The sequence below is a fragment of the Pseudoxanthomonas sp. LjRoot204_2 genome (assembly GCF_056175765.1).
The window spans coordinates 1-8,555 of record NZ_JBGFFG010000117.1 but is presented as its reverse complement, the minus strand read 5'-3'; the positions used below and the strand labels follow the sequence as shown (position 1 = coordinate 8,555).

The window sequence follows — 8,555 nt, the reverse complement described above, 5'->3', positions numbered from 1 at the left end:
CCTCAAGGCGGATACCCCCGTGCGCGTCACCTATCAGCGCGACGGCAAAACACACGAAGCGAGCGTCACTCCCACCCAGGTATCGCCGCGCGTAGCATTCGCCGGCCAGGGTCCGGGCGCCGTCTTCTTCAGCAGCGCCGACGGCGGCATGCCGAGGATCGAAGGCGTGCCCCTGCCGATGGGCGATATCRGCACCGTCATCGCACCCGAAGTCCAGCTCGAGCTCCGCAAGCTCGGGCGACTGGGCGACTGCAAGGGCGAGGACTGCCAGCTGCCCGCACTCGCCCATGCCTTCCGCTGGAGCAACCTCAACCTGGCGACGGTGGATGCTTCGTTGGGTCGCTACTTCGGCACGGACGCCGGCGTGCTCGTGCTGTCTGTCGGCGAGGAACTCGAGGGCCTGCAGGCGGGCGATGTGATCCGCAAGATCGACGGCGCAACCGTCACCTCGCCTCGCGACGTCACGCAGGCGCTCCGCGACAAGCCGGAAGACGCCAAGGTCGCGATCGAATACCTGCGGGACCGCCAGACCCGGACCAGCACCGTGACCGTACCGAAAGCCGCGGCGTTCCGTTTTCCCGCGACAGCGCGTGTGGTCGTGAAGCCGCGTACGGCCGAGACCGCCGGCAAGGCGCCGAACGTCGTGGAGCGTCGGCGCGTGATGATCGTCGACCAGGACGGCAAGGTGCAGACCTTCGAAGACGACGGCGGCGACATGCCGGTGCCGCTGCCGCCCCCGCCGCCTGCTGCGCCCGTACCGCCATCCGGCAAGGGCAGCACGCTGCTCTGACACGTATTACTAGAAGAGAAACCGATGAATCCCCTGCCCCCGCAACCGCGGGGGTCTTTTTCTGCAAAGGCGGCACGTCCCTGTGCCGGAGAGAACCTTCAGCGCGATTGCCCGGCCGCGGCGGTACGTTCTGCAGGTGCAGGTTCGACCCAGTCGGCGAACACCTTGGCGATGGCCGCATCCGCCACGGTCTTGCCTTCCTGCACGTCGCTGGCCTGGGTGAACAGCGGAATGATCATCGCCATGCCATCCACCTTGGTTTTCAGGTGGACGCCGGGCGCGCGGGACAGGAATCGATCCCAATGCGCGCGCACCTTGGCCCAGTAGCCGGCCGTCGCCTGCCAGTAATCGCGCGCGGGCTTGAAGTCGACCTCGGTGGTCTTGATGTAATCGTTGAAGCCGAACTCGCGCGCCAGTTCCACCTGCGTCCCGTCAGGTTTTCGCAGGACCTTGGTGTTGAACTGCTCGTGAGTCCAGCCGTTCGGCGTCAGCGTGTGGCGGTTGACCACCGACAGGGCGTTGTAGTCGCTGCGCTTGGTGTACTCGCGACGTGGTAGCGGCCGCCAGCTCAGATCGCTGGTCCAGGTCGTCACGCCGTTGGTGTACTCCCAGCGGCCGGTACCGCAGTAGCGCGGCGCATCGCTGACCTCATACACGCACTGCGTCCACGCGCCGCGCGTGGCATCGGCAGGGATCGCGCGGACGCTCCAGGTCTGATCGGCACTGAACTCGAAGCGCGTAGGTGCCTCGTAGGTCCAGTCTTGCCGCCAGTGCTTGGTCACGTGGCCACTCTCGGCGTCGACCAGGATGTGCTGGAGGACGATCCGGCTCGGCGTGTCTTCGACGACGATGACGGTCTCATCGCCGCCGCTGCGCATGGCCGCCTGCCGCTCGTAGCCCGGCTGCAGCAGGACGGTTTCGTCGAAGGCGAAGTCGACGGTGTAATCGCCCTGCATCGCCAGGATCGACTGGCGATCGCGGGCAGGGTCGGCGGCGAAGGCCTGGCCTGCGGCCAGCAGCAAGGCGGTGGACAGCAGGGTGGCGACCGGTGTTTTCATGGTGGCTTCTCTCATTTGAGTCTGATCAGCGGCACGACCTTGTCGCCCGCCTCCATAGGGGTTTGTCGATCCACGCCAGGCAGGGACGCGTTGTAGCGGGTCGACGATGCGCAGCAGCAGTCGTGCAGCCCACTTTCCAGTTCCGCGCCTTCCGCGTGGGCGATGCGACGCGCCGTGTTGACGCCCAGCACCGACATCAACGACAGGCTGGCTGCCAGCACGGGCAACGTGGCGGGCTGCGGCACCGCATGGAGTTGCAGCGCACAGGCGCGCCACTGCCCGCCGAGCAAGCGTCCCGCGAGGCGTTGCCACAGGCGGTCGGCCAGCCCGGCGGCTTCACCGTCGGCGCCCTGCGGCAACGACGCCACCAGGCGATCCCAGGCCACGAAATCGCTGTCCGGCAATAGGCACAGACGCCAGCAGCACCGTCCCTGCGCGTCGAAGAACAGCAATCGTTCGTCCAGACCGTCGCTGCCCACGCCGGCGCGGGCTTCCACCCGCACCGCCTGTTGCCAGCCTGCCAGTTCGCTGCCGTGCTGCGTGCGATACAGGCACAACACCGGTCCCAACGCCGCGAGTTGCGCGGCGCCCGGGAACGCATCCGTGGATGCGCCCGTGACGGAACCGGGGAGTGCCCGCAGCATCGGCATGGCGGTTACCAGCTCACCGCCACGCTGGCCGACAGCGTGCGGCCCGGCGCAGTGTAGCGATCGAGCGTGGTGCTGCCGGTGGCAACGAGCGCCATGTCGCCCGCGTCGATGTAGCGACGATCGGCCAGGTTGAAGACGCCGACGTTGAACTTCGCGCCAGGCGCGAAATTCCAGCGCACGTACAGGTCGAGCACGCCATAGCCCGCCTGGCGGTAGTAGTCCGGGTCCGACACGCGGCGCTTGCGGTCCACGAAACGGCCTGCTAGTTCCGCGCCCCACGACGAGGCGTCGTATGCCAGGCCCAGCGTCGCGGTCAGCGGGTCCACGCTGTCCAGCGGCGTATCGGTGCTGCGGTCCTTGCCGCGCGACCACGCGGCCGCACCGCGCAACGACCAGCCCGCCCACGCATCGGACAGCGCACCGATGTCCAGGCCCGCCTTGAGCTCCAGGCCATGGATCTGCGCTTCGGAAATGTTCTGCGACTGGTAGACCATCAGCCCGTCGTCGTTGTAGCCGATGGGCCGCATCGATTCGATGAAGTCGTCGTAGCGGTTGTAGTAGCCCGAGAAGCTCGCATACGCCACTTCGCCTGCATAACGCACGCCCAGTTCGACGCCGTCGCTGGTTTCCGGCTTCAGGTCCGGGTTCGCGATGGCGGTGTACCCGAACTGCACGTTGGTGAACCCGATGTTGACGTCGTTGTACGGCGGCGATCGGAAGCCATGCGCATATCCACCGAACAGCGACCACGCCGGCGCGAACGTCCACACCATGCCGAGTTTGGGCGACACGCTGGTTTCGCGGATGTCCGCCAGCGCCACGCCCGGATTGTCGGCGTCGAAGATCGCGTCGTGCTGCGGATCGAGGCGATAGTGGTCCACGCGCAGGCCCGGAACCAATCGGAACGCGCCGTCAGCGAAGCTGATCTCGTCCTGCACGTACAGGGCGGCCGTTGTGGTCTTGCTCACCGGGAAGTCGCGCACGGGGAACGTATCCGGCGACATGACCGGCGTGCTCACGCCGGTCAGCGGGAACGTGCGCAGACCGTCGCGCTTCTGCCGTGTCTCGGTACGTGCGAGGTCCAGGCCATAGATCAGGTCGTGGCGAACAGAGGTGCCGAACGCCTTGCGGAAATTCGCCTGGAGACCATAGGTCCGCTGGTCGAAATTGAACTCGCGCTCGCGGATGTCGCGCAGCGTCGGCGCCGGCAGCGCGCGTTCCTCGCGCGTGTACTGGGTGGTCTCGCTGTCCTGGCGGTAGACCTGCCAGTCCAGACTGTCGGCGAATGCCGCCGAAAGGTTGTCCCACTCATGCGCGAAGGCGACGCGCGCACGCGTCTGGTGGTCGCGCGCGATCACGCGATCGTTGGTGGCGCGCGTCAGCGATTGATACCCCTGCTGGGTCAACAGATCGGTATCGGCATTGTCCTCGTTGCCTTCCACCGTCAGGCGGAACCGCTGTCCTTCGCTCGGTGCAAAGACCAGCTTCGTCAACAGGCTGCGGCCGTCCCGTTCCTGCGGATTCGGCAACGTGCGCGTGGCACCGACGCCACCGACATCGCCCTGGTTCTCGGTCTCCTGGCCCTGCCGGTGGCCCACGCTGACCAGGCCGCTCCAGCGCTCGCCGCCGAAGGCCGTGGTGGCGTTGCCGAACAAGCCGTTCCAGCTGCTGTCGAAGCCGAGGCGGAAGCCGAAGTACGCATCCTTGCCGTCATCGAGATAGTCCGAAGGATCCTTGGTGATGAACGACACGACGCCGCCGAGCGCATCCGAGCCGTACAGCGAACTGGACGGCCCGCGCACGATCTCGACCTGCTTCAACGTGTCCAAGTCGACGAAGTTGCGGCTCGCGTTGGAGAAGCTGCCGATCGAGAACGCGTCCGATACCGGAATGCCATCGGTCTGGATGCGTACGCGATTGCCTTCCAGGCCGCGGATGCGGAAGCCACCCAGGCCGAAGCGGCCGAAGCTGGAGGTCACGGTCACGCCGGGCTCATAGCGCACCAGTGCCTTGATGTCGCGGACCAGGCGGTCGTCCAGTTCCTCGCGATCGATGACGCTGACCGTGTTCGGCACATCCGTGACGGCGCGCTCGCTGCGCGTGGCGGTAACCTGGATGCGCGCCAGTTCATTCGCATCGGCGCTGGAGGAAGAGGGCGAAGCCGCATCGGTGGCGGGAGCGGCATGGGCATGGCCGGCAAGGGCCAGCCACACGGCCGCGGTGAGCAGCGTGGGACGCATCATGGCGTACAGCATTCCTGTGGGTGGTGATCAGACCCGGAAGGCTGGCGGCCGGAGAATCCTTGGCTGGCCCGGTGGAGAGAGAAGCGGGTCGCCGCCATCGGTGGCGGCGACCTTGGAACTACTTGGTGAGGATCAGCTTGTCATTGCTGGTGTGACGCAGGCGATAGACGCGGTCGCCATGGCGGATCAGGACTTCGCGCTGCCCCTTCAACAGAGCGTCGCTGTGGAGCAGGTCTTCGCTGCGTGGCGTGGCCGGCAAGGAGAGGCGCTCGCGCAGCGAACGCGTGTCGAGCATGGGCGAGGTGGTGAGGGTCGGGATCATGGTGGGCTCCAGGGAAGGAACACCATCGATGATAATGATTCTTATTTGCGAGTCAACATCCCGTGCATGTACCTCCCGCCGCCGTCTAAATGAGAACGTCTCCGCCGTGCCCGCGTCCGTCTCATTACAATGTGCGCACTTTCCTCCTCCGGGGAGTAGCCCACCCGTCCTGACGGGGTCCGCGCGTCAACACACTTGGTCAGCCGACCATGGTGCGCGGGACGAAGCGATCCGCTTCGCCGGGCAAGACCGAAGGCAGGCGTCGCGCTAACCCGGGCCGGGCTGCGTGCCGTTTGCCTTCRCGTCCATCCGCGAACGCCTGGCCCCGGAGTTGTCGATGCAATCGCTGCATGCCCTGCTGGTCTCCACCGGCACCGTCACCCTGGCCGAGATCGGCGACAAGACCCAACTGCTCGCGCTGCTGCTTGCGGCGCGTTACCGCAAACCCTGGCCCATCGCCTGGGGCATCCTCGCCGCCACGGTCGTGAACCATGCCATCTCCGCCTGGCTGGGCGCTGAGCTCACCCAATGGCTGTCACCGGACGTCCTGCGCTGGCTGGTGGCCGCCAGCTTCCTGGCCGTGGCCCTGTGGACGCTAAAGCCGGACACCCTGGACGAGAACGAGAAACTGCCCGCGCACGGCGCGTTCATCGCCACCACCCTTGCCTTCTTCCTGGCGGAGATCGGCGACAAGACCCAGGTCGCCACCGTCCTGCTGGCGACCAAGTACACGCCGCTGTGGCAGGTGATCGCGGGCACCACGATCGGGATGCTGCTGGCCAACCTGCCGGTGGTCTGGCTGGGCCATCGGTTCGCCGACAGGCTGCCGCTGAAGCTGGCCCGCACGCTGGCTGCCGTGGTGTTCTTCGGCCTGGCCCTCTGGGTCGCGTGGCGAGGGGTTGGCTGAACGGTCTGGGGAAGCCGGCGCGCTGCTAGACTGCCCGGTCAGAACAACATGCAAGGTCTGGGGGAATACATGCTGGAAGTCTTGGGGCGGATCGGCTTTGGCCTGTTCGGTCTGGCGGTGCTGATCGGCATCGTCTGGCTGTTTTCCAACAACCGGAAGGCCATCGACTGGAAGCTGGTCGCCACGGGCGTCACCCTGCAGATCGCCTTCGCCGCGCTGGTGCTGCTGGTGCCCGGCGGACGCGAAGTGTTCGACTGGCTGGGCCATGGGTTCGTGAAGATCCTCGAGTTCGTCAAGGCGGGCTCCGGCTTCATCTTCGGCAGCCTGATGGACACCGAGAAGTTCGGCTTCATCTTCGCCTTCCAGGTACTGCCCACCATCATCTTCTTTGCCGCGCTGATGGGCGTGATGTACCACCTGGGCGTGATGCAGTTCATCGTGCGGATGATGGCGCTGGCCATCACCAAGGTCATGAAGGTCTCCGGCGCGGAAACCACCAGCGTCTGCGCCAGCGTGTTCATCGGCCAGACCGAAGCGCCGCTGACGGTGCGCCCCTATATTCCGAAGATGACCGAGTCCGAGCTGATCACCATGATGATCGGCGGCATGGCCCACATCGCCGGTGGCGTGCTTGCGGCCTACGTGGGCATGCTGGGTGGCGGCGACCCGGAGCAGCAGGCCTTCTATGCCAAGCACCTGCTGGCCGCCTCGATCATGGCCGCTCCCGCCACGCTTGTGGTGGCGAAGCTGCTGATCCCGGAAACCGGCACGCCGCTGACCCGCGGCACCGTGAAGATGGAAGTGGAGAAGACCTCCAGCAACATCATCGACGCCGCTGCCGCGGGCGCCGGCGATGGCCTGAAGCTGGCATTGAACATCGGCGCGATGCTGCTCGCGTTCATCGCCCTGATCGCGCTGATCAATGCGCCGCTGACGTGGCTGGGCGAGATCACCGGCCTGGCCTCCGCGATCGGCAAGCCGACCGACCTGGCGACGATCTTCGGCTACCTGCTGGCGCCCATCGCCTGGGTGATCGGCGTACCGTGGCAGGACGCGACCACCGTGGGTTCGCTGATCGGCCAGAAGGTGGTGATCAACGAGTTCGTCGCTTACCTGCAGCTGGCCGGCATCGTGAACGGGCAGACGCCCGGCGTGACGCTGACCGATGAGGGCCGCCTGATCGCGACCTATGCGTTGTGCGGTTTCGCCAACTTCAGTTCGATCGCGATCCAGATCGGCGGCATCGGCGGCCTGGCGCCCGAGCGTCGCTCCGACCTGGCACGGTTCGGGCTGCGCGCCGTGCTGGGCGGCACCATCGCGACGCTGATGACGGCCACCATCGCCGGCGTGCTGTCGCACTTCGGCTGACCCGTGAGCGGCGGCCGCCGGCCGCCCCGCCCATCCTGTTTACGTTCCCTTCCCGTGGGCGTGGCGATGCCGCGTTCCGGACCTCAGGTATCGCACCATGAATACGCACCTCCCTGCCGCCCGCGTCGTCGTCGTGGGCTCGTTCAATGTCGATCATGTCTGGCGCTGCGACGCGCTGCCGGCGGCGGGCGCCACCATCGCCGGACGTTATGCCAGTGGGCCCGGGGGCAAGGGCTTCAACCAGGCGGTCGCGGCGGTGCGGGCGGGCGCGGACACCACGTTCGTCTGTGCGCTGGGCGACGACGCCGGGGGGCGGCTGGCGCGTGACCTGGCGGCCGCCGACGGCCTGGCGCTGCGCGTCGACGCGAGCGAGGAGCCCACCGGGACCGCCGGCATCTACGTGGATGCGCACGGGCGCAACACCATCGTCATCGGCGCCGGCGCCAACGCGACCCTGTCGGCCGACTTCGCCACGGGGCAGGCGGACGTGCTCGTCGCCGCAGGCGTGGTGCTGGCCCAGCTGGAATCGCCCGCGGACACCGTGCTGGCCACACTGCAGGCCGCCCGCCAGTGCGGTGCCACCACCCTGCTGAACCCCGCACCGGCGAATGCCGCGACGACGACCGAACTGCTGGCGCACGCCGATGTCATCACGCCGAACGAAACCGAATTCGCCGCCCTGCTCGCACGCCACCTGGGCGAACGGATCAGCGCCGACGATGTCGCCACGCTCGATGGGGTCACCCTGCACCAGCACTGTCGTCAGCTGTTCCCCCACGGCACCGTGGTGGTGACGCTGGGCGCCACCGGCGTGTACGTGTCGCATCCCGACGACGCCCTGCGCGGCGACGCCCGCCCGCATTACCGCGTCGCGGCGGAGGCGGCCACGGTCGTCGATACGACCGGCGCCGGCGATGCCTTCAACGGCGCACTCGCGGCGTCGCTGGCCGAGGCCGCACTGCCCTGCTTTGCCGATCACGTGCGGTTCGCCAACCGCTACGCGGCGCTGTCGACCGAACGTGCTGGTGCCGCGCTGGCGATGCCATTGCGCGCGGACCTGGCGGTGCGCTACGGCGCGTAGTCCTGCCGGTTCTCCCCGGGGACAAACGGCGGATAATGCCGGCATGCAGATCGGTCCCTATCGCATCGACGCCCCCGTGATGCTGGCCCCCATGGCCGGCGTGACCGACAAGCCGTTCCGCCTGCTGTGCAAGCGG

The 8,555-nt window shown here is 67.3% G+C and carries 8 protein-coding genes; 4 read left to right on the top strand and 4 right to left on the bottom strand.

The genetic code is table 11. From position 1 onward, the window contains the following. On the top strand, positions 1-790 hold a 790-nt coding region (locus AC04L7_RS07490), incomplete at its 5' end, for a PDZ domain-containing protein (protein ID WP_475512761.1). A gap of 98 nt (positions 791-888) precedes the next feature. Here the strand turns inward: AC04L7_RS07490 and AC04L7_RS07485 are convergent. From AC04L7_RS07485 to hemP, 4 genes are all read right to left on the bottom strand, one after another. Then, positions 889-1,848: a DUF6607 family protein gene (locus tag AC04L7_RS07485; RefSeq protein WP_435996950.1), complete on the bottom strand. Its 960-nt coding sequence runs from the start codon at positions 1,846-1,848 to the stop codon at positions 889-891. Between the two features lie 11 nt (positions 1,849-1,859). Then, entirely contained in the window at positions 1,860-2,492 is a 633-nt protein-coding gene (locus AC04L7_RS07480; RefSeq protein WP_436000955.1) for a ChuX/HutX family heme-like substrate-binding protein, read from the bottom strand. A gap of 11 nt (positions 2,493-2,503) precedes the next feature. Beyond that, the gene (locus AC04L7_RS07475; protein WP_435996948.1) at positions 2,504-4,741 is read right to left on the bottom strand and encodes a TonB-dependent hemoglobin/transferrin/lactoferrin family receptor; all 2,238 of its coding nucleotides are present in this window, start codon (positions 4,739-4,741) and stop codon (positions 2,504-2,506) included. Between the two features lie 118 nt (positions 4,742-4,859). Next, positions 4,860-5,102 carry a hemin uptake protein HemP gene (gene hemP / locus AC04L7_RS07470; RefSeq protein WP_436000953.1) on the bottom strand — a complete coding sequence of 81 codons (243 nt, stop codon included), beginning with the start codon at positions 5,100-5,102 and terminating at the stop codon, positions 4,860-4,862. A gap of 298 nt (positions 5,103-5,400) precedes the next feature. On the opposite strand from hemP, the gene AC04L7_RS07465 reads away from it, so the two are divergent. The 3 genes from AC04L7_RS07465 (at position 5,401) to AC04L7_RS07455 (ending at position 8,419) form a co-directional block, all read left to right on the top strand. Next, positions 5,401-5,970, top strand: a complete 570-nt coding sequence (locus AC04L7_RS07465; protein WP_296279686.1) for a TMEM165/GDT1 family protein — start codon at positions 5,401-5,403, stop codon at positions 5,968-5,970. A 69-nt stretch (positions 5,971-6,039) separates the two neighbouring features. Continuing rightward, on the top strand, positions 6,040-7,338 hold the full coding sequence (locus AC04L7_RS07460) for a NupC/NupG family nucleoside CNT transporter (RefSeq protein ID WP_296279841.1): 1,299 nt from the start codon (positions 6,040-6,042) through the stop codon (positions 7,336-7,338). A gap of 97 nt (positions 7,339-7,435) precedes the next feature. Next, entirely contained in the window at positions 7,436-8,419 is a 984-nt protein-coding gene (locus AC04L7_RS07455) for a ribokinase (protein ID WP_435996946.1), read from the top strand. Positions 8,420-8,555: the final 136 nt, after the last annotated feature.

Bases quoted from the DNA above. Each gene is read 5' to 3' on its own strand.
- AC04L7_RS07460 (WP_296279841.1), top strand. From the start codon at position 6,040: ATGCTGGAAGTCTTGGGGCGGATCGGCTTTGGCCTGTTCGGTCTGGCG.
- AC04L7_RS07465 (WP_296279686.1), top strand. From the start codon at position 5,401: ATGCAATCGCTGCATGCCCTGCTGGTCTCCACCGGCACCGTCACCCTG.
- AC04L7_RS07475 (WP_435996948.1), bottom strand. From the start codon at position 4,741: ATGATGCGTCCCACGCTGCTCACCGCGGCCGTGTGGCTGGCCCTTGCC.
- AC04L7_RS07480 (WP_436000955.1), bottom strand. From the start codon at position 2,492: ATGCTGCGGGCACTCCCCGGTTCCGTCACGGGCGCATCCACGGATGCG.
- AC04L7_RS07485 (WP_435996950.1), bottom strand. From the start codon at position 1,848: ATGAAAACACCGGTCGCCACCCTGCTGTCCACCGCCTTGCTGCTGGCC.
- AC04L7_RS07455 (WP_435996946.1), top strand. From the start codon at position 7,436: ATGAATACGCACCTCCCTGCCGCCCGCGTCGTCGTCGTGGGCTCGTTC.